General features: G+C 64.5%; 20 protein-coding genes and 1 pseudogene. 13 read left to right on the top strand and 8 right to left on the bottom strand.

The window, feature by feature from the left end:
• Positions 1 to 54: 54 nt before the first annotated feature.
• A complete protein-coding gene (locus RA29_RS01900; RefSeq protein WP_039682470.1) occupies positions 55 to 1,428 on the bottom strand; it encodes an L-serine ammonia-lyase in 1,374 nt (457 codons plus the stop codon).
• Between the two features lies 1 nt (position 1,429).
• Complete coding sequence (locus tag RA29_RS01895; RefSeq protein ID WP_241462531.1) at positions 1,430 to 2,167, bottom strand: glutathione S-transferase; 738 nt, start codon at positions 2,165 to 2,167, stop codon at positions 1,430 to 1,432.
• Positions 2,168 to 2,262: 95 nt separating this feature from the next.
• On the opposite strand from RA29_RS01895, the gene RA29_RS01890 reads away from it, so the two are divergent.
• From RA29_RS01890 to RA29_RS01860, 7 genes are all read left to right on the top strand, one after another.
• The gene (locus tag RA29_RS01890) at positions 2,263 to 2,850 is read left to right on the top strand and encodes an EF-hand domain-containing protein (RefSeq protein ID WP_039682468.1); all 588 of its coding nucleotides are present in this window, start codon (positions 2,263 to 2,265) and stop codon (positions 2,848 to 2,850) included.
• 103 nt (positions 2,851 to 2,953) lie between these two features.
• Complete coding sequence (rpiA, locus tag RA29_RS01885) at positions 2,954 to 3,742, top strand: ribose-5-phosphate isomerase RpiA (RefSeq protein ID WP_039682466.1); 789 nt, start codon at positions 2,954 to 2,956, stop codon at positions 3,740 to 3,742.
• A gap of 11 nt (positions 3,743 to 3,753) precedes the next feature.
• A complete protein-coding gene (locus tag RA29_RS01880) occupies positions 3,754 to 5,232 on the top strand; it encodes an FAD-dependent oxidoreductase (RefSeq protein WP_039682464.1) in 1,479 nt (492 codons plus the stop codon).
• 73 nt (positions 5,233 to 5,305) lie between these two features.
• Positions 5,306 to 6,475, top strand: coding sequence for an FtsH protease activity modulator HflK (gene hflK / locus RA29_RS01875; RefSeq protein ID WP_039682462.1), 1,170 nt, complete (start codon positions 5,306 to 5,308; stop codon positions 6,473 to 6,475).
• Positions 6,475 to 7,377, top strand: a complete 903-nt coding sequence (hflC, locus tag RA29_RS01870) for a protease modulator HflC (RefSeq protein WP_039682460.1) — start codon at positions 6,475 to 6,477, stop codon at positions 7,375 to 7,377. Before hflK ends, hflC begins: the two co-directional genes overlap by 1 nt.
• On the top strand, positions 7,377 to 7,571 hold the full coding sequence (locus RA29_RS01865; RefSeq protein WP_039682458.1) for a DUF2065 domain-containing protein: 195 nt from the start codon (positions 7,377 to 7,379) through the stop codon (positions 7,569 to 7,571). Before hflC ends, RA29_RS01865 begins: the two co-directional genes overlap by 1 nt.
• A 171-nt stretch (positions 7,572 to 7,742) precedes the next feature.
• On the top strand, positions 7,743 to 9,215 hold the full coding sequence (locus tag RA29_RS01860; protein WP_039682456.1) for a Do family serine endopeptidase: 1,473 nt from the start codon (positions 7,743 to 7,745) through the stop codon (positions 9,213 to 9,215).
• 95 nt (positions 9,216 to 9,310) lie between these two features.
• Here RA29_RS01860 and RA29_RS01855 read toward each other — a convergent pair whose 3' ends face one another.
• Both RA29_RS01855 and RA29_RS01850 read right to left on the bottom strand, forming a co-directional pair.
• A complete protein-coding gene (locus RA29_RS01855; protein WP_039682454.1) occupies positions 9,311 to 9,835 on the bottom strand; it encodes a peptidoglycan-binding domain-containing protein in 525 nt (174 codons plus the stop codon).
• Positions 9,836 to 9,926: 91 nt separating this feature from the next.
• The gene (locus RA29_RS01850; RefSeq protein WP_241462530.1) at positions 9,927 to 10,292 is read right to left on the bottom strand and encodes an OB-fold nucleic acid binding domain-containing protein; all 366 of its coding nucleotides are present in this window, start codon (positions 10,290 to 10,292) and stop codon (positions 9,927 to 9,929) included.
• A 211-nt stretch (positions 10,293 to 10,503) separates the two neighbouring features.
• On the opposite strand from RA29_RS01850, the gene RA29_RS01845 reads away from it, so the two are divergent.
• The 3 genes from RA29_RS01845 to RA29_RS01835 are packed head-to-tail and all read left to right on the top strand — an operon-like array spanning position 10,504 to position 11,988.
• Entirely contained in the window at positions 10,504 to 10,827 is a 324-nt protein-coding gene (locus RA29_RS01845) for a 2Fe-2S iron-sulfur cluster-binding protein (RefSeq protein WP_039682452.1), read from the top strand.
• 1 nt (position 10,828) lies between these two features.
• Positions 10,829 to 11,593, top strand: coding sequence for a VCBS repeat-containing protein (locus RA29_RS01840; RefSeq protein ID WP_052249414.1), 765 nt, complete (start codon positions 10,829 to 10,831; stop codon positions 11,591 to 11,593).
• Positions 11,590 to 11,988: a hypothetical protein gene (locus tag RA29_RS01835; RefSeq protein WP_052249413.1), complete on the top strand. Its 399-nt coding sequence runs from the start codon at positions 11,590 to 11,592 to the stop codon at positions 11,986 to 11,988. Before RA29_RS01840 ends, RA29_RS01835 begins: the two co-directional genes overlap by 4 nt.
• A 236-nt stretch (positions 11,989 to 12,224) precedes the next feature.
• Here the strand turns inward: RA29_RS01835 and purD are convergent, their stop codons facing one another.
• Positions 12,225 to 13,490: a phosphoribosylamine--glycine ligase gene (purD, locus tag RA29_RS01830; RefSeq protein WP_039682450.1), complete on the bottom strand. Its 1,266-nt coding sequence runs from the start codon at positions 13,488 to 13,490 to the stop codon at positions 12,225 to 12,227.
• Positions 13,491 to 13,557: 67 nt separating this feature from the next.
• Here purD and xseA point away from each other — a divergent pair, with 67 nt between their 5' ends.
• On the top strand, positions 13,558 to 15,099 hold the full coding sequence (xseA, locus tag RA29_RS01825) for an exodeoxyribonuclease VII large subunit (protein WP_039682448.1): 1,542 nt from the start codon (positions 13,558 to 13,560) through the stop codon (positions 15,097 to 15,099).
• A 46-nt stretch (positions 15,100 to 15,145) separates the two neighbouring features.
• On the opposite strand, the gene RA29_RS01820 is transcribed toward xseA, so the two are convergent.
• A complete protein-coding gene (locus RA29_RS01820) occupies positions 15,146 to 15,541 on the bottom strand; it encodes a hypothetical protein (RefSeq protein ID WP_039682446.1) in 396 nt (131 codons plus the stop codon).
• 40 nt (positions 15,542 to 15,581) lie between these two features.
• On the bottom strand, positions 15,582 to 16,619 hold the full coding sequence (locus tag RA29_RS01815) for an alkane 1-monooxygenase (protein WP_241462529.1): 1,038 nt from the start codon (positions 16,617 to 16,619) through the stop codon (positions 15,582 to 15,584).
• Positions 16,620 to 16,824: 205 nt separating this feature from the next.
• Here RA29_RS01815 and RA29_RS01810 point away from each other — a divergent pair, with 205 nt between their 5' ends.
• Positions 16,825 to 18,519, top strand: a complete 1,695-nt coding sequence (locus tag RA29_RS01810; protein ID WP_039682444.1) for an NAD(P)H-dependent oxidoreductase subunit E — start codon at positions 16,825 to 16,827, stop codon at positions 18,517 to 18,519.
• 18 nt (positions 18,520 to 18,537) lie between these two features.
• On the opposite strand, the gene RA29_RS01805 is transcribed toward RA29_RS01810, so the two are convergent.
• Positions 18,538 to 19,440: a lytic transglycosylase domain-containing protein gene (locus RA29_RS01805; RefSeq protein ID WP_039682442.1), complete on the bottom strand. Its 903-nt coding sequence runs from the start codon at positions 19,438 to 19,440 to the stop codon at positions 18,538 to 18,540.
• Positions 19,441 to 19,488: 48 nt separating this feature from the next.
• On the opposite strand from RA29_RS01805, the pseudogene RA29_RS01800 reads away from it, so the two are divergent.
• Positions 19,489 to 19,799 (top strand): annotated as a pseudogene (locus RA29_RS01800) (signal recognition particle-docking protein FtsY); the annotation flags it as partial.

The raw sequence follows: 19,799 nt of genomic DNA, 5'->3' as shown, positions 1-19,799 counted from the left end.
GGTGCGTGCACTCTTGGCAGAGCCAATTCGCCCACCCACCAACCCTGCGTCGTCTCAGCAGTTGGGCACGTTCACCGCCAGCCCGCCCAGCGAGGTTTCCTTGTACTTCTCGCTCATGTCCGCCCCCGTTTGCCGCATCGTTTCGATGCACGCATCCAGCGGAACCAAATGCGTGCCATCGCCGCGCAGGGCGAGGCTTGCGGCGCTCACCGCCTTGATTGCACCCAACCCGTTGCGTTCGATGCAGGGCACCTGCACCAGCCCCTTGACCGGGTCGCAGGTCATGCCGAGGTGGTGTTCGAGGGCGATTTCCGCCGCGTTCTCGATCTGCTGCGCCGTGCCGCCCATGATGGCGCAGAGCCCGGCAGCGGCCATGGCAGCAGCACTCCCGACCTCGGCCTGACACCCGGCTTCCGCGCCTGAGATCGAGGCGTTGTATTTGACCAGACCGCCGATGGCCGCAGCCGTCAGCAGGAAATCCTCCACATGTGCTTCTGACGCGCCGGGCACGTGGTCGAGGTAGTAGCGCAGCGTTGCCGGCAGCACGCCTGCGGCACCATTGGTCGGGGCCGTCACCACCTGACCGCCAGCCGCGTTTTCCTCGTTCACGGCCATGGCATAGACGCTCATCCAGTCGTTGATGGTGTGGGGTGCGGTCAGGTTCATGCCCCGTTCATCCATCAGCTTGTCGTGGATGCCCTTGGCTCGGCGCTTGACCTGCAAGCCGCCGGGCAGGATGCCCTCGGTGCTCAAGCCCCGGTCGATGCAGTCGCGCATGACCTGCCACAGCCGCTTGGTGCCGGATCGCAGATGCGCGTCGCCGTTGCGCGATACCTCGTTGGCGCGTTTCATCTGGGCGATGGATTTGCCCGAGCTTTCGGCCATCTCCAGCATCTCCGCAGCGGATTTGAAGGGGTAGGGGACGGGCGCGCCCTCGTCGGTGGCCTTGCCTGCGGCCAGCTCCTCCTCGGTCATCACAAAGCCACCGCCGATGGAGTAGAACACCTGTTGCAGCGTCACGTCTCCTTGCGCGTCGGTCGCCATCAGGATCATGCCATTGGCGTGGCCGGGCAGGGGCGTGTCGTAGTCGAAAATCAGGTCAGCCTTGGGGTCGAAGGCCAGCGGGGGAAGGTCTTCGGGATGCAGCGTGTGGCTCTCGGCAAGGGCAGCGAGCGTCGCCTCGGCCTTATCGTGATCATAAGTGTCGGGCACGAACCCGGCGAGGCCAAGGATCGTGGCCCGGTCTGTTGCATGCCCCACGCCGGTGAACGCCAGCGAGCCATGCAGCGAGGCCCGCACGCCCGCAAACTGGAAGGGCGAGGCGCGCATCATGTCGAGAAAACGCGCGGCGGCCACCATGGGGCCCATGGTGTGGGACGAGGACGGACCGATGCCCACCTTGAACATCTCGAAGACAGACAAAAACATGTTACAGCGCGGATCCTTCGGGTGGATTGGGCAGGACGGGGCGGGAGAATGGCGTTGGACCCAGCCCCTCGGCCTGGGCAACGGCATGTGCGGCGGGCCGTGTGTCGAGGCGTGCGGCCATAGCGGCAAGGGCCGGATAGGCTGACAGATTGAACCATGCCGTCTGGCCAATGGGATAGAGGGCACACCACCGGACCACGGCCGCCATATAGCATTCGAGGATCGACGGCGCTTCGGGGGCGGAATGCCCGTCGATATAGGCATCGACCAGACCAAGTGCGCCGGGCAGTGTCATGGCGGTGTCGTGCTGTGATATGAGCCGTTCACGTAATGCGCGCTGTGCGGCGGGGTTCTCGCCCACGTATTTCTCCGGGTAGAACAGCATCCGCAATTGCGCATGAACGGTGTTGGATACAAAGAACAGCATGCTCAAAAAGCGCGCACGCTCTGGGCTGTTCTGCGCCGGTGCCATCTGCCCATGCGTGTCCGACAGCCACAGGAGGATCGCGGCCGTTTCGAACATGACCCCGTGCGGGGTTTCAAGCGCGGGGATCAACCCGGCCGGGTTGATCGCGCGATAGGCGGCCCCGTTCTGGGCACGTGCCGCGCGGTCCACAAGGGCTGTGGTATAGTAGACCCCCATCTCCTCCAGCGTCATCCGCACGATGAGCGAGGCGTTGTCGGGCGCGTAGTGCAGAACGTAAGCCATGGGCGCTATGTAGCCATCTGCGCGCATCATCCAATGTCTCAAAACGACCAAATCGGCAAAGAACGGGCCATGATTAACTGCGCGTTTACCGACTCGCCTTTGTGTGGAGAGCAGGAGGACGTTTCATGCGCTGGATTATCGTGTTGATGTCGGTCTTGGCCTGCCTGATGCCGTGGCGTGCCGCGCTGGCGCAGGAGCTGTCGGGACAGGATCTGGTCGATGTGCTGGTGGCCCGAACCCCCGGTGCGACCCTGGACCGGATGCGCGAACGCCCCGACCGCTTCGTGCAGGAGGCTGCGGGGCTGATCCTTGGCTATGGCGGGCCCGAGGGTCTGGAGGCCGAGGATATCGAGACGGCGATTGACGCGGAACGCGCGCGGCTGCGCGCCCGCGAGATGCGGCGCTTGCTTGAGGCGGATCTGAACAATGATCTGAGCGTCACGCGCGCCGAACTGGACGTGCTGGTGCGTGCCGCATCGGCGACGATGCGCGGGCGGCTTCTGGTCTGGCACCGGTCTGCGGATACCGATGGCGACAGCACGGTGCGCTGGGCAGAGCTGCGCAGCTTTGCCGCCAAGCGGGCAGAGGCGGAGATGCCGGAAAGCGCCCTTGCCGCCATGCGCGCGATGATGACCTTTGACCTCGATGGCGATGACCGCGTGGTGCTGGATGAGGTCCTGGAAGCGATGGCGCTTTTGGGCGCGCCGGCCTGAGTGGTGTCGCTGCGGCCTTCGGGTTGCCATTTCGCAGCCTTTGGGGTCGCAACGGCCGCGCACGATGCGTATAAGCCCCACACACTTTGGGGAGTCGTCACACATGTCTGGAGAATTGTCGCCCATCGACAAGGCCAAGTTCGTCGCAGCCAAGCGCGCTGCCGATTATGTCGAGGACGGGATGCGCGTCGGTCTCGGCACCGGGTCCACCGCCGCCTGGCTGGTGCGCTGCCTGGGCGAGCAGGTGCGCGAGGGGGGCTTGCGCTTTCAGGGCGTGCCCACATCGACGCGCACAGCGGACCTTGCCCGCGAGGTCGGGATCGAGGTGATCAGTCTTGATGAAGCCAAGTGGCTCGACCTGACCATTGATGGCGCGGATGAGTTCGATGGTGACCTCAACCTGATCAAGGGCGGCGGCGGCGCGCTCTTGCAGGAGAAGATCGTGGCGACCGCCTCCGATCAAATGGTGGTGATCGCGGACATCGGCAAAGAGGTCGAGCATCTGGGTGCCTTTCCCCTGCCGATCGAGGTGATCCCCTTTGGCTGGCAGACGACGCAGGCGCTGGTCGAAGAAACCCTTGTGTCCATGGATGTTCTGGGCCGCCAGTCGACCCTGCGCATGAATGGCGACCGCCCCTTTGTCACGGATGAGGGCAACCACATCCTCGACCTGCACCTGCAGCGTATCGGCAACCCCCGGCAGCTCAGCCTGGTGCTCAACCAGATGCCGGGCGTGGTTGAAAACGGGCTCTTCATTGATATCTGTGACGCTGTCGTGATCGGCTATGGCGATGGCCGGGTCGAAGTGCGCGACATCAATGAAGGCACGGTGGAACAGGACAGGCTCGATTTTCTGGAAAGCGACAACCTGTTCACCGATCTTGCAGACTAAGGACTGGCGCGATGGCGGACTATGACTACGACCTCTTTGTGATCGGGGGCGGCTCCGGCGGCGTGCGCGCTGCCCGTGTGGCCGCGGGCGAGGCGGGGGCCAAAGTGGCGCTGGCCGAAGAGGACCGCTATGGCGGCACCTGTGTGATCCGGGGATGCGTGCCCAAGAAGCTGATGGTGTTTGCCAGCGAGTTTTCGGACACGGCGGACGTTGCCAATGCCTATGGCTGGAACATGACGCCGGGCACCTTCGATTGGCGGCAGTTCCGCGGCCATCTCAACAAAGAACTCGACCGGCTCGAAGGGGTCTATCGCAGCCTGCTCAAGAACTCCGGGGTCGAAACCTTCGACGCGCGCGCCAAGCTGAAAGACGCGCACACGGTCGAATTGTCCACGGGCGAGACCAAGACCGCCAAGACCATCCTGATCGCAACCGGCGGTCAGCCCGTCCGGCCCGACATCCCCAACGCGAATATGGGCATCGTCAGCGACGACATCTTCCACCTCGACACCCTGCCGAAATCGATCCTGATCATCGGCGGCGGCTACATCGCCTGCGAATTTGCCTGCATCCTGCACGGGCTGGGCGTGGAGGTGACGCAATACTACCGCGGCGCCCAGATCCTGCGCGGTTTCGATGACGAGGCGCGCGGCCTGATCGCCGAATCCATGCGCGAGCGGGGGATCGACCTCTATACCGGCACAAATATCCTGCAGATGGGCCCGGCATCGGACGATCACAGCAGTGCCATCCCGACCGCCTCCGACGCCGCAATGGGTGCGGGCGCGCAGCAGGACATTGTGATGGCCCACGGCGGTGTCAAAACCGACCCCAACCCCGACCACACCGGCCCGATCTGGGTGAAGTCCACCACAGGTCACGAAGGGGTCTATGACATGGTCCTTTTCGCCACGGGCCGCGATCCCAACAGCACCGACATGGGGCTGGAAGACGTTGGCATCGACATTGGTCGCCGCGGCGAGATCATCGTCGATGAATACTCCAAAACTGCTGTCGACAGCGTCTATGCCATCGGCGACGTCACCAATCGCGTGAACCTCACCCCCGTCGCCATCCGCGAAGGCATGGCATTCGTCGAAACAGCGTTCAAAAACAACCCGACAGCGGTCGATCACGACCTGATCCCGTCGGCGATTTTCACGCATCCCGAAATGGGCACCGTGGGCCTCAGCGAAGAGGACGCGCGTGACCAGGAAGAGATCGAGGTCTACTGCACCTCCTTCCGGCCCATGCGCACCGCCTTTGCGGGCCAACCCGACCGGGTGCTGATGAAGCTGGTGGTGTCCAAGGCCACGCGCAAAGTGCTGGGTTGTCACATCGTCGCACCGAATGCAGGCGAGATGATCCAGCTTGCAGGCGTCGCCATCAAGATGGGGGCCACCAAGGAGGATTTCGACCGGACCGTGGCCGTGCACCCGACCATGTCTGAAGAAATCGTGACCATGCGTACACCTATGCGGACTGCTTGAAGTTTCGGGCAAAAAGCACAGTTAAGAAGCAAGCTGCAGCACAGGCTGCACGGCAAGAGGAGAACAATACCACATGGCTGGCAATACAGGCGGCCCCTGGGGGGGTGGCGGAAACTCGGGCGGCGGCGACGGTGGTCGCAGCAACGGCTCGCGCGGCGGCGGTGGCCGCGGCAATGGCGGGCGCGGTCCCGGTGATGAGGGTCCGCAGATCCCCGAAATCGACGAGCTGGTCAAAAAGGGCCAGGAACAGCTGCGTGTGCTGATGGGCGGTCGCGGTGGCGGCAATGCCGGTGGCGGTCGTGGCACCGGAGGGGGCGGTGGTCCGTTCCTGACGCGCGGGACCATCGGCCTTGGGGCGCTGGCAGCCATCATTCTGTGGGGACTGGCCAGCTTCTACACGGTCCGGCCCGAAGAGCAGTCGGTTGAGCTGTTTCTGGGTGAATACTACCGCACCGGCGATCCCGGCCTGAACTTCGCGCCCTGGCCCGTTGTCACGGCAGAGGTGATCCCGGTGACCCGCGAACAGACCGAGGAAATCGGTGTGGGCGGCCGTGGTAGCGACGCAGGGCTGATGCTGACCGGGGACGAGAATATCGTCGACATCGACTTCCAGGTCGTCTGGAATATCACCGAAGCCGACAAGTTCCTGTTCAACCTGCGCGACCCGCGCCCGACCATCCGGGCCGTGTCAGAATCGGCCATGCGCGAGATCATCGCACAGTCCGACCTCGCACCGATCCTGAACCGGGACCGTGGTGCGATTGCAGAGCGGTTGGAGGATCTGATCCAAGCCACGCTCGACAGCTACAATAGCGGCGTGAACATCATCCGCGTGAACTTTGACCGTGCAGACCCACCCGAACCGGTGATTGCGGCATTCCGCGATGTTCAAGCCGCGGAACAGGAGCGCAACCGCTTGCAGAACGTTGCCGACGCCTATGCCAACCGTGTGCTCGCCGAGGCTCGTGGTCAGGCTGCACAGCTTCTGGAAGAGGCCGAAGCCTACCGCGCGCAGCAGGTGAACCAGGCCGAGGGTGAAGCCAGCCGCTTCGCTGCCGTGCTTGAGGAGTACTCGAAAGCACCCGGTGTGACCCGCAAGCGTCTCTATCTTGAAACGATGGAAGAGGTGCTGGGCCGCGTGGACAAGATCATCCTTGACGAGAACCAAGGTGCCGGTGGCCAGGGCGTCGTGCCCTATTTGCCGTTGAATGAATTGCGCCGTAACACAGCGGAGGCGAACTGATGCGTAGATCTGCATTCCTTTTGCCCATGGTCGCGGTTCTGGCGGCTGTGGGTCTGTCATCCATCTACATCGTGGACGAACGCGAAAAGGCGCTTGTCCTGCAATTCGGTCGCGTCGTCGCGGTCAAGGAAGACCCCGGTCTGGCCTTCAAGATCCCGCTCATTCAGGAAGTTGTCCGCTATGATGACCGCATCCTGAGCCGGGACGTCGATCCGCTTGAAGTGACGCCGCTTGATGATCGTCGCCTCGTGGTCGACGCCTTTGCGCGGTACCGGATCGCGGATGTGAACCGGTTCCGTCAGGCCGTTGGTACGGGTGGCGAGGCGTCAGCCGACCGCCGCATCGACGGTATCCTGCGGAACGAGTTGCGGGCCGTGCTCGGTTCGGTGACGTCCAACGACATCCTCAGCTCAGACCGTGCGGTGCTGATGCAGCGCATCCGCGACGGTGCCATCGCCGAAGCGCGTGCGCTTGGCATCGAAGTGGTGGACGTGCGTATGAAACGCACTGACCTGCCGACCGAAAACCTGGATGCCGCCTTCCAGCGGATGCGTGCAGAACGTGAGCGGGAAGCGACAGACGAACGCGCCCGAGGCAGCGAGGCCGCGCAGCGTGTGCGCGCCCAAGCCGACCGGACGGTGGTCGAGCTGACGTCGGATGCCGAACGCCAGGCAGAGATCATTCGCGGTGAAGCCGACGCCCGCCGCAACGCGATCTTTGCAGAAGCCTTCAGCGCGGACCCGGATTTCTTCGAGTTCTACCGCTCTCTGACCGCGTACCAGCGCTCGCTGCAGGGGTCGAACTCGACCATGGTTCTGTCGCCGGACAGCGAGTTCTTCAACTACCTGAAGTCGCCGACCGGCAATCCGAACAACGCCTCACCTGAGCTTGCGAGGCAGTGATGGCGTGGGTCCTTCTGGCCCTTGGACTTGTGATGTTGGTGGAGGGGCTGGCCTATGTGCTGGCCCCTTCGCTTATCGAACGGGTGCTTGAGGTGCTGCGGACGCTGCCCGAAAGCGCGCGCCGGCAATTTGGCGCTCTCGTTCTGGTGAGCGGTCTGATCTGCATCTGGCTGGCTTTTTTCATTGGATTGTAACGCCTTTGCCGTAGCGCTGCTCACGGCAGGCTCACGGTGTGTTGAAACATGTTGGTGCTGATCCATCTTTGATGTTGCACGGATGCAACCCTACATGCACGCTGTGTGAACAAGTGCACGACCGTGTGCAAATGACCAAAACGGTCAAGACTATTACGCAGGAGTACCCTGATGCAGCGACAGGCAATCGCCGTCTCACGACAGTTATCCCCGACGCCCCTGATGCGCGCCCTCTGGCTCGGCGCGCTCAGCCTCGCCTTTGTGCTGGTGCAGGCGCTGATGGCGCAGGCCCGCCCCGAAAGCCTGGCACCCCTGGCCGAGCAGATCAGCCCCTCGGTGGTCAACATCACCACCTCGACCGTGGTCGAAGGCCGCACCGGTCCGCAGGGCATCGTGCCCGAAGGCTCCCCGTTCGAGGATTTTTTCCGAGAATTCCAGGACCGCAACGGCCCCGGTGACCGCCCCCGCCGCTCGTCGGCGCTGGGCTCGGGTTTCGTGATCTCCGAGGATGGCTTCATCGTCACCAACAACCACGTGATCGAAGGCGCAGACGAGATCAATATCGAATTCTTCAACGGTGACGAGCTGACCGCCGAGCTGGTCGGCACCGACCCCAACACCGACATCGCACTTCTGAAGGTCGAAGCGGACGGTCCGCTGCCCTTCGTGCCCTTCGGCAACAGCGACAGCGCCCGCGTGGGCGACTGGGTCGTGGCCATGGGCAACCCCCTGGGACAGGGCTTTTCCGTTTCCGCCGGGATCGTTTCGGCCCGCAACCGCGCGTTGTCAGGGACCTATGACGACTACATCCAGACCGATGCGGCCATCAACCGCGGTAACTCCGGCGGCCCACTCTTCAACATGGACGGGCAGGTGATCGGCGTGAACACGGCCATCCTGTCGCCCAATGGCGGCTCCATCGGCATCGGTTTTTCCATGGCCTCCAACGTGGTGACCCGCGTAGTCGACCAGTTGCAGGAATTCGGTGAAACCCGCCGCGGCTGGCTGGGTGTGCGTATCCAGGACGTCACAGACGACATCGCCGAAGCCATCGGGCTTGAGACGGTGGCAGGCGCGCTGGTGACCTCCGTGCCCGAAGGCCCCGCGCTTGAGGCTGGCATGCAGGACGGCGACGTCATCCTCAGCTTTGCCGGTGTGGATGTCGAAGACACCCGCGGCCTCGTGCGCCAGGTGGGCAACAGCCCCGTGGGCGAAACGGTGCGCGTCGTGGTCTTCCGCGCGGGCGAAACGGTGACGCTGCGCGTGACCCTGGGCCGCCGCGAGGAAGCCGAAGGCGCGGTGCCAGCCGCAGCGCCGGCGCCCGATGAACCGGCAGAGGCCGAAACCAAGGATGTCCTTGGCCTCACGCTCAGCACGCTGACGGACGAGCTGCGCGAGCAGCTTGGCGCCGATGCCGATCAGGAGGGCCTCGCGGTGGTCGAGGTCGATGAGACCTCGGAAGCCTTTGAAAAGGGCCTGCGCGCCGGTGACATCATCACCGAAGCGGGCCAGCAGCGTGTCAATAGCATTGCCGAGTTCGAAACCCGTCTCGAAGAGGTGGGCGAAGCCGGTCGCAAGTCGCTTCTGCTGCTGGTGCGGCGTGCGGGCGATCCGCGGTTCGTGGCACTCAGCCTCGCCGAGTAAATCCTCATGACCCGGAATGACGAAAGGCGCCCCGCGGGGCGCCTTTTTTTATTGGACACGCCAATCGTAAGGCGCACCTGCGGTGCGCCCACCCGTCACGTATCGCGGGCGACGGCGACCAGGCCCAGCTTGCGGGCGGCGGCGATGGACAGCGCCTTGCTCTCCAACCCTTCCGCGCTTTGGTAGCGGCCGATGGCTGCGCGCGTGGCGGGGTCTATCTCGCCCGTGATCGGGCCGCGATAATAGCCCCGTGCCTCCAGCGCGCGCTGGACCGAGGCGATGAAATCAGGGGTCACGTCATCTTCGCAGATCACCTCGTACCAGGTCTCGCGGCGGGGCTGCACGACCTCCTGCCGGGTTTCGGTCTTGTAGATCGGCGGGGTCTGTACGCGCCCATCGCTGCTGATCTGCGCGGGCTGCAGCAGGATCTTGCGGGTCACGGTCTCGATCACGGCAGGGCTCACGCTCTTGCCCCAGCAGGTGCCGGGGGCGGCACCAGGCGGGGCGGTGGCCAGCGAAATGGGGTCGATATTCGACGCCGACGTGACTGCGCTGGTGTCGGCACAGCCCGCAACGGCAAGCGTTGCCGCCAAGACGGCAAATGTTGGTCTAGATGTCATGCTCGGGCCTCTGATTGGGCTTTTGCCGTCACCATACCGGCGCAGGCCCATCCTGCCTAGCCTTTGCCTTGGGCGCGAGATGCCGGGGGCATCAGCCGCCCTTGCGACTCTCCCAGGTCTCTGTCCGCGCCTCGGCCTGCATCTGGCGCCCCGTGCCCTCGGCCAGAAGCTGGTCGAGCAGGGGGGAAATATCCTCGATCTCCTCGGCCAGCACATGGGTGACATTGTGGGCCCGCTGCAGACGCCCCGTCACCTTCAGCATCCGGCCCGCGACCACCGCGCGGCGAAACCGTTCGTAGATGTGGCGCCAGACGATGATGTTCACCACGCCGGTCTCGTCCTCAAGGGTCAGGAAAATCACCCCCTTGGCCGTGCCGGGCCGCTGCCGCAGGATCACCAGCCCCGCCACCGCGATCCGTGCATTGACGGGCGGCGCCTCCATTTCGGAGGCGCGCATACAGGACGGTGGCCGGGGCCATGTGGCAGGCCCCCGTGACGGGGCCTGCGGGAATGCCTGCGAACTGGGCGGTTGAAAGATCTGCATAGGAACAAAAATAGAACAAACACAATGGATCGCAAGTGCAAAAGAGGGGGTCGCAAAAGGGGCTGGCAGCCTTATCTCGTGCCCGGTAAAGATATGCGGAACGCGGAATTGAAGGGGCACGAGAATGGCCAAGATCACCTATATCGAACATGGCGGCACCGAACATGTCGTGGACGTCGCCAATGGCCTGACGGTCATGGAAGGCGCGCGCGACAACAACATTCCGGGGATCGAAGCCGATTGCGGCGGGGCCTGCGCCTGTTCGACCTGCCATGTCTATATACATCCCGACTGGGTGGAAAAACTGCCTGGCAAGGATGACATGGAAACCGACATGCTCGACTTCGCCTACGAGCCGGACGAAACCCGCTCGCGCCTGACATGCCAGATCAAAGTGACTGATGCGCTGGACGGTCTGGTTGTGCAGATGCCTGAGAAGCAGATTTAAGATGGCGGGGGCGCCGCGTCTGCTGTCGCGCCTGTTGTGCGCGTCCGCCCGCGGCGCGCGGCAATCGGTGCGCTTGTGGCTGATGTCGTTGGGCGTGATGGCTGCTGTCGCACCTGTCTGGGCCGATGTCATCGCCGAGGCGCGCTATGCTGATCCGACGGACCGGTACGCCCATGGCGTTCTGGGCGACGCGATTGAATGGGGCACGCTGGAACTTGTGATGCAGAGTGGTGAGCTGCGCCGTTTCGCGTTGCCCCGCGATCACGTCTTTGAAGATTTCGCGCCGCGTCTTGCCGACCTCGACGGGGACGGGCAGCCCGAAGTGATGGTTGTTGAGACCGATATGTATGCCGGTGCCGCCTTCGCCATTTACGGCCCGCGCGGAAAGATCACCGAGACCCCGCATATCGGCACCCGCAACCGCTGGCTGGCCCCTGTTGGTGCGGCTGACCTTGATGGCGACGGTGTGACCGAGATTGCCTATGTGGACCGCCCGCACCTGGCCAAGACCTTGCGCATCTGGCGCTATCAGAACCGGACACTGACCCATGCTGCCGACCTGCGCGGTGTGACCAATCATCGGATCGGCGAGACGGACATCGCCGGTGGTGTGCGCGAGTGCCAAAGCGGTCCCCAGCTTGTCCTCGCTTCCGAGGATTGGAAGGATCTGGTGGCCTTTGCCTGGGACGGCGAAGCGTTCATTTTTGAATATCTCGGCGACGACACGCGGCGCCCGGCCTTTGCCCGCGCACTGGCGTGCCAGTGATCCGGCTCGCTCTGGTTCTGTGCCTTTGGGCTGCGCCGCTGGCAGCGCAGGACCGGTTGAGCCCCGAGCAGTTCCTTGACCTGGTAGACCAGAGCACTGCAACCTTTTCAACCTTCCCCGGCCGTCAGCATGTGGGGACCGAGCAATTTCTGTCCCGATCCCGTACCGTCTGGGCTCGCGCCAACGGCACCTGTGCCTATGGTCTTGTCACGGTGGAAGAGGGTCAGGTCTGTTTCGACTATGACGACGACCCGCCCGGCGTGCGCCATTGCTGGGTGCCCTTCCTGCGCGATGCCCGGTTGTTCGTGGCCTCGACCGATGATCTGGGCGAGGTGCAGGAGGTGATCGAGATCAGCGACGAGCCGGTGGCGTGCACGCAGGCGCCTTTGTCATAGTCTGTGCTTTGAGTCCTGACGGCTGAGACAGTTGAGACTGCGGGAGCCTCCGGCGGGGATTCTTTTGAAACAGGGAATTCGAACCGGTCCGCGCAGCGGCAAACGCCGTGGGGCGGCGTTTGAGGTGAGAATGGGCGGAGCTCCGGACCGGTGCGCCCCGCGACAAAGGCAGCGCTGGGGTGGCGAGGTTTGTGTGGTGCAGGTCCCCGGGTCCGCGTGCCCGGGGGGGTGTATTTCTAGTCCAGCGCCCGCCATCCGATGTCGCGTCGGCAGAAACCGCCGGGGAAGTCGATGGCGTCCACCATGGCATAGGCGGCATCTGCTGCTGCGCGCAGGGACGGACCGCGTGCCGTCACATTCAGGACCCGGCCACCGGACGCGGTGATCTTGCCGTCCTTTTCGGTCGTGCCCGCGTGGAACACCATCTGGCTGCTCGTCTCTGGCAGGGAGTCGAGCCCGCCGATCACCGCCCCTTTGTCGTAGCTGCCGGGATAGCCGTCTGCCGCCATGACCACCGTGATCGCGTGATCATCCGCCCAGTTCACCTGCGCCGTGTTCAGCCGCCCCTCGGCGGCCGCATGCATCAGGTCGAGCGCCTGCGCGCCCAGCCGCATCATCATCACCTGGCACTCCGGATCACCGAAGCGCACATTGTATTCCACCAGCCGCGGCGCGCCGTCCTTGATCATCAACCCGGCATAGAGCACGCCCTGATACGGCATTCCCCGCTTGGCCATCTCGGCCATGGTCGGACGGATGATCTCTGACAGCGCGCGCTCGGCCACTGCATCTGTTAGCACCGGGGCAGGGGTGTAGGCCCCCATCCCGCCGGTGTTGGGGCCGGTGTCGCCTTCGCCGACGCGCTTGTGGTCCTGTGCCGTGCCGATGGGCAGCACGTCGGTCCCGTCGCAGAGCACAAAGAAGGACGCCTCTTCGCCCTCCATGAACTCTTCGATGACAACCTCGGCCCCCGCGCCACCAAAGGCACCGCCGAACATGTCGTCGATGGCGGCATGGGCGTCGGCGACGGTCTCGGCAATGATCACGCCCTTACCTGCGGCCAGACCATCGGCCTTGACCACAATGGGCGCACCCTGCGCGCTGACATATTCCCTGGCGGCGTTGGCTTCCGTGAAATGCCCATACGCCGCCGTCGGCGCACCCGCCGCATCGCAAACCGCCTTGGTAAACGCCTTCGATGCCTCCAACTGTGCCGCCGCTTGGCTGGGACCAAAGACCAGCACACCCGCGTCCCGCAGCCGGTCAGCCACACCCGCGGCCAAGGGCGCTTCGGGCCCAACGATGACAAAATCAATGCTCTCGGCCTCGACAAAACCCACCACGGCCCCGCCGTCCTCGATGTCCAAAGACGCACATTCCGCAATCGCCGCGATCCCCGCATTGCCCGGTGCCACCACCAACCGGTCGCATTTTGGGTTCTGCAACACCGCCCAGGCCAAGCTGTGCTCGCGGCCACCACCGCCCAAAATCAGAATGTTCATCGCTTGCTCCTTGGCCTTTGCTGGGGCGGGTTCTAAGCTGGTGGGACCTCCGGCACAAGGACAGCCCATGGACCTGATCGACGACCCCGTTCCCGGCTCGAACACACCTGAATTCTCGGTGTCCGAGATCGCGGGCAAGGTGCGCAAGCTGATCGAGGGCGAACTGGGCTGGGTCCGGATCAAGGGCGAGGTCGGGCGCGTGGTCCTTGCCCGCTCCGGCCACCTCTATTTCGACCTCAAGGATGACCGCAACGTCCTGTCCTGCATGACGTGGAAAGGGCAGGTGCCGGGCCTCGGCACGATGCCCGAGGAAGGGATGGAGGTCGTGGCCGAAGGCCGCATGACAGCCTCGGGTTTCCAATCGAAATTCTCGCTCAACGCCGAACGGATCGCCATCGCGGGGCAGGGCGCGCTCATGGCGCTCCTGGAAAAACGCAAAAAAGCGCTCGCGGCCGAGGGGCTCTTTGATGACGCCCGCAAACGGCCCTTGCCCTACCTGCCCGAGGTGATCGGGGTGGTGACATCGCTGCAAGGTGCGGTGATCCGCGACATCCTGCACCGCCTGCGCGACCGATTTCCGCGCAAGGTACTCATCTGGCCCGTCGCCGTGCAGGGGGCCAACTGCGCCCCCGAAGTCGTGCGGGCGATCCAGGGGTTCAACACGCTCACCCCCGGTGGCGCACTGCCGCGCCCCGACCTGCTGATCGTCGCTCGCGGCGGCGGCTCGGTCGAAGACCTCTGGGGCTTTAACGAAGAAATCGTGGCACGCGCCGCTGCAGCCTCCGACATCCCGCTGATCTCTGCCGTGGGCCACGAAACGGACACCACGCTGATCGACTTCGTGTCGGACCGCCGCGCGCCCACACCCACGGCAGCAGCGGAAATGGCGGTGCCCGTGCGCCACGAATTGCTGGCCTGGGTCGAACAGGCAGGCGCGCGCATGACCGGCGCGGTCAGCGGCGCCATGCAACGGCGCGAACAGCGCCTGCGCGACCTCGCCCGCGCATTGCCCCGCGCCGACGCGCTGGTTGAAGGGCCGCGCCAGCGGCTCGATGTGATCGGCGGGCAGCTTGGCCCGGCCCTGATCGCAGGGGTCCAACGGCGCAAGGTGCGCCTTTCGGATGTGTCGGGCAGCCTGCGCCCGGCCACCCTGCAACGCAGCCTCGACGCTGAAAAACGGCGGTTGCAGGCGCTGTCGGCCCGGCTGGAACCCGCGCTCGCCCGCGTCGCAGCGGCCAAGCGCGAACGGTTCGAAACCCGCGCCATCCGCCTGACTCCCGCCCGGATCGCACAGGATGCCGCGCGCAAATCCGAACGGCTGCACGATGTCACAACCCGCCTTCAGGCGGCAGGCCAGCGACAGGTCGATGGCCTGCAACGCAAGCTCGACGCCATGGACCGCCTGCGCGAAACGCTCAGCTACAAGGCGACGCTCGCGCGCGGCTATGCCGTGGTGCGCGGCGGGGGCGAAGTGCTGACGACCAAGGCTGCCGCCGAACAGGCCAGCGGGCTTGAGATTGAATTCGCCGACGGGCGGCTCAAATTGGGTGGTGGCAAGACGGTGGCGAAAAAGGCAGCCAAAACCCCCGAACAGGGATCGCTGTTCTAGGGCGCATCAGGATGCGCCTTACAGGTAAGGCGGATCTCGATCCGCCTCAGACCCCGATCTTGGGACCGTAGCAGATCATTTCCTCGCCCAGATCCTGCGCCTCGTACAGCTCCGTGCTCGCCGGATCATTGGCAAAGGTCGCGATCAAACCGCGCGGACCTTTTTCAAAGGTCCAGCATTGCGGATCGGGCCGATCCTCATAGACGAAACAGATCAGCTCGCCCTCCGGGTACCAGTGCCCCTCCTTGCAGTCCCCATCCAGGAACGACCAGGTCACGCGCCGGTTTTCGTGATAGATTTCAGCGCCATAGGCTTCCCCCGCGCGTCCGAAATACAGCGTCTTGTCGGTGACATAGGCCTCGAACTCGGCGGCACTCATGGGCTCCGACGACACAGCGCTGGCGCAAAGGGTGAAGGCGGCGATCAACATGCGAAAGAACATGCGCGCACTCTGCCAGAGGGCGCGCGCCCCCGCCAGTGCCTCAGGCCGGTTCCGGCATCAACTCGCCTTGAGGTCCGGCACCGGTCCAGCGGTCGACCCGCTTGTCCATCACACGCCGCCACAGCGGCGGCACCAGCGCGAGCACGGCCATTATGGGCAGTGAATGGGGCAGCATCGGCATCCGGTCTGCATCCAGATCAAGCTGGGGAAAGGCCGTCGCAGGGCGCGCATGATGCGCCGAATGACGCGGTGCGTTCAGCATCATCGCCGCCGAATACCAGTGCGGCGCGTTCCACGAATGGGCCGGACCCATCGGCTCTCGCCGCCCATCGGGCAGGGTTTTTCGCATCAAGCCATAATGTTGCACGTAATCCGACAGCATCAGCTGCGCCTGCGCATAAAGGCTAATCAGGATCAGCCCGATTAGCCCCGGCACGCCCCCAAGCAGCAGGGCGGCACTCAAGCTTGCCGCCGCACCAATGCCATAGAACAGGTAGGGCGCGGGCACCGCGACTCCCCCGTGCCGCTGCCGTTCGGCCCGTAACCCTGCGCAAAAACTGCCAGCCCAGGTGCGCGGCAGATAGGCCCAGAACCCTTCACCCCGCCGCGCCGTGGCCGGGTCCTTCTCGGTCGCTGCGTGGATGTGATGCACCAGCCGATGCGCACTGGTGTGATGGCCAAACAGGATCGAACTGTAGCACGCGGCCCCCAAGCGAAAGGCCCGGCGGTCAGCCCGGTGGATCAACTCATGCGCATTCGAATTGGACACCTGCCCAAAAAACAGACCCGCCGCGACAACGATCAACCCCTTGTCGCGCATCGGAAAATCCGTCCCCATCGTCCACACGGTCAGCCCCAGCAGCACAAAGTGGGCAAGCCCCAAAACCTCCGACAACCGATGCCCCGTCGCGTCCGTCACCCCGGCCCGCACCGGCAGCTTGTCGAGAAAGAACACCACCACCGTGATCACCAGCACCGCAACGCCGGGCCAAGGCCCGCCAAACAGGCACGCCGCCGCCAGACAAAAGCCCGGCAAAAAACTCGCAATCACAAAGGGTACCAGCGGTGGCAGGGTCACAGAATCGCTCCGGTTTCAGCCCACGCGGCCTCCGACACCGCGCTGGCGGGCGACGTTAACGCCAATTTGCTGCCAAAGCGTGACCGATTGGCGGCGACATGGTGACGATAGGCGCGTCGATTGGATCGCAGGGCGTCGCTTTTGGGCTGAACGCGCCCGAAGGGCGCTGATATTCTGCGCCCAACACGCAGGCAGGAGAGGTGCAATGGCACTCGATCAATCGACCAACGGAAGAGGCGTCTGGAAATCCGGCAAGGGCAAGGGCCGCGTCCGCCCCAAGGGCCGCGCGCTTGAGGATCAGGCGTGGGACGAGGTCCGCGCGCTGCTCGGCGATCAACCCCGCCGCCGCGACCTGCTGATCGAATTCCTGCACCTGATCCAGGACACCTACGGCCACCTCTCCGCCGCCCACCTCCGCGCGCTGGCCGAGGAAATGCGCCTGTCGATGGCCGAGGTCTACGAGGTCGCCACCTTCTACGCCCATTTCGACGTGGTGAAGGAAGGCGAAACACCACCCCCCGCCCTCACCATCCGCATCTGCGACTCGCTCAGCTGCGAACTGGCAGGCGCCCAGCAACTCAAAGCCGCCCTCGAAGACGGCCTCGACCCCACCCAAGTCCGCGTCCTCCGCGCCCCCTGCATGGGCCGCTGCGACACCGCGCCAACACTCGAATTGGGCCACAACCACATCGACCACGCCACGGTCGAAAAGGTCCAAGCCGCCATCGCTGCCGACGACACCCACGCCCACATCCCGGCCTACGAATCCCTCGACGCCTACATGGCGCAGGGCGGCTACGACGCACTGAAATCCTTGCGCGCAAACGGCAACTGGGAAGACGTCCAAGCCAAAATCAAGGAAAGCGGCCTCCGCGGCTTGGGCGGCGCAGGCTTCCCCTCCGGCACCAAATGGGGCTTCGTCCGCGCCAATGCAGGCCCCCGCTACCTCGCCGTCAACGGGGACGAGGGCGAACCGGGCACGTTCAAAGACCGCTACTACCTCGAACGCACGCCGCACCTCTTCCTTGAGGGGATGCTCATCGCCGCCTGGGCGGTCGAGGCCGACACCTGCTTCATCTACATGCGCGATGAATACCCGGCGGTCCTCAAAATCCTCGCCGATGAGATCCAAAGGATCGAAGAGGCAGGCCTCGCCCCCAAAGGCTACATCGACCTCCGCCGTGGCGCAGGCGCCTATATCTGCGGCGAAGAATCCGCCATGATCGAGTCGATCGAAGGCAAACGCGGTCTCCCACGCCACCGGCCCCCATACGTCGCGCAGGTCGGCATCTTCAACCAGCCCACACTGGTCCACAACATCGAAACGCTCCACTGGATCGCCCGCGTCTGCCGCGAAGGGCCCGAAGTCCTGAACAGCACCGAGAAAAACGGCCGCACCGGCCTGCGCAGCTACTCCGTCTCGGGCCGCGTCGCCAAACCCGGTGTCTACCTCCTGCCTGCAGGGTCAACAATCACCGACATCATCGAGGCCGCAGGCGGCATGGCCGACGGCCACGTCTTCAAAGCCTACCAACCCGGCGGTCCATCCTCGGGCCTGCTCCCGGCTTCCATGAACGACATCCCCCTCGACTTCGACACGCTGCAACCGCACGGCACCTTCATCGGCTCGGCAGCGGTGGTCGTCCTGTCAGACCACGACCGCGCCCGCGACGCCGCCCTCAACATGCTGAAATTCTTCGAGGATGAAAGCTGCGGCCAATGCACCCCGTGCCGCGTGGGCTGTGAAAAAGCAGTCAAGCTGATGCAGGCGGACACATGGGACCAGAACCTGCTGGGTGAGCTCTGCACCGCCATGACTGATGCCTCAATCTGCGGTCTGGGGCAGGCGGCGCCAAACCCGATCAAGCTGACGATCCAGCACTTCGCGGACGAAATCTAAGGCCTAACAGGTCTGGTGCTACCAATTCTTGTAAACGGCGCAGGGACACCCCTGCGCCCGCACATCCTGACAGATCTTCGACACGGCACCACGGTCATTCCCCGACACACGCGCCATGTGATATCCGGGCCGCCCCTGCACCCGGTTCTTCACAAACACGATGTCGACCTTAGCATCGCCGAGGGCACGACAGGACCGCGCAACCGCCTGCGCCTTGCGCTCTGCCGCCGCCTTGGTCGCTCCAAACCCGATCTGCGCACCCCATTTGGGCAGGGTCGGCTTGCCCGGTATCCCTTTGATCTTGCTCACCTTCCGACTGCGCGCCATGGCAAGGCAGGCGGGCATGAACGGCTCGCCCGCCTCCAACGCGAAATCATGGGCCTCAGGCGGTGCATCCCGCCACTCCTCCGCCGTCAGGCCGGTGATGATCTGGACATAGTTGAGGGTCTCCCGCGCCAGCCCGCCGCCTTCCATAAAGCCATCAGCCCGCCGCTCACCACCGTTATAGGCCACCGCCGCCAACCCGGCATTGCCATAGCGGCGCTGCAACTCGGCCAGATACTGCGCCGACCGCTCCATCGCCTCAGCCGGATTGTAACTGTCTGAAAACCCGCGCAGTTTCGCCGTCCCGGGCATGAACTGCGCAATCCCCTGCGCGCCCGCCGGGCTCAGCGCATTGGCATCAAACCGGCTCTCCTGCCACAAGAGCCGCGCAAAGAACCCGGCATCCAGCAGATGCCTGCGGCTCGCATCCTCGATATGCTGGCAGATATCAAACGCCGCGTGTTCGGGCCGAATACAGGCCACAGGGCCAAGCGTGCCGTCCGAACACAGCGTGCCGGGCGACCTTGCGACCACAGGCATCGGCAGCGCCATCGCGAGGGCCAGCAACAGAACCGCCCAGAACTCATACCTTTTCATGCCAGCGCGCTCGTATTAGGTGAGGGTCAGGTCAAGTATCGGGGCATCATGGCATTTTTCAAGAAACTCAAGGACCGGCTCTTCAAATCCTCGTCCAAGATTGACGAGGGGCTGGAGGCGATTGTCGAAGATGGCGGCGTGGAAGAGGCCGCAGCGCCCGACCCCGAGATCATCCCGACACCCGACCCGACGCCAACGCCGGCGCCCTCGGAAATGCCTCCCGTCGCGGACCCGGTGCCCGCACCCGCGCCAACGGAGATGCCCCAGATTTCCGATCCGGAGCCCGTGTCCGAGCCGGTGGAAACACCTGTTGTGCCCGATCCCGAACCGGTCATCGTTCCAGAGCCAGAGCCAGAGCC

This window comes from Tateyamaria sp. ANG-S1, from assembly GCF_000814025.1.
GTDB lineage: Bacteria > Pseudomonadota > Alphaproteobacteria > Rhodobacterales > Rhodobacteraceae > Tateyamaria.
Note: the sequence above shows the minus strand (reverse complement) of the source record. Positions and strands in the feature narration are given on the sequence as shown.